The organism is Lysobacter sp. TAB13, from assembly GCF_052113885.1.
GTDB lineage: Bacteria > Pseudomonadota > Gammaproteobacteria > Xanthomonadales > Xanthomonadaceae > Lysobacter > Lysobacter gummosus.
Genome location: NZ_JBFRDR010000242.1, coordinates 1 through 425, shown reverse-complemented (window position 1 = coordinate 425; position 425 = coordinate 1). Strand labels below are relative to the sequence as shown.

1 protein-coding gene is annotated in these 425 nt (G+C 58.6%); it reads right to left on the bottom strand.

Annotated features, from left to right (window positions below; translation table 11 throughout):
- Window positions 1-108: argininosuccinate synthase domain-containing protein (locus AB4Y92_RS26000; protein ID WP_441822247.1), on the bottom strand; the 108-nt coding region annotated here is incomplete at its 3' end.
- Window positions 109-425: the final 317 nt, after the last annotated feature.

Sequence of the window (425 nt, the reverse complement as noted above, 5' to 3'; positions counted from 1 at the left end):
GGTCACCACCTCGCATTCATAGGTGGTTTGCAGCCATTTCAGGATGATCGAGGTGTCAAGGCCGCCGGAATAGGCGAGCACGACCTTCTTCACGCGCTTGTCGGACATCGATGATCTTCCTGCTCTGACGGCATGTTTCCATGCCGGGGGACGCTTCGACTGTGGATGGCCCTGTTTTCGGCTCAATGGCGCACTATCGCAGCCCTCGGGACGACGCAATCGGAACCTTCTGATCGATCAAACGTCATCCCGTGATGGGTCGGTATCAACGATGCCGATTGTGCAACACGCGTCCTGCGTGCTTGCAGTCGCGCCGCGACAGGTCGAAGCTTCCCGAGCGCGACTCAAACCGATGACCGACCTGGAGGCTGAATGCCGAATCGTCCCGTCCTCGACTTCTGGTACGAGTTCGCGTCACCCTATTC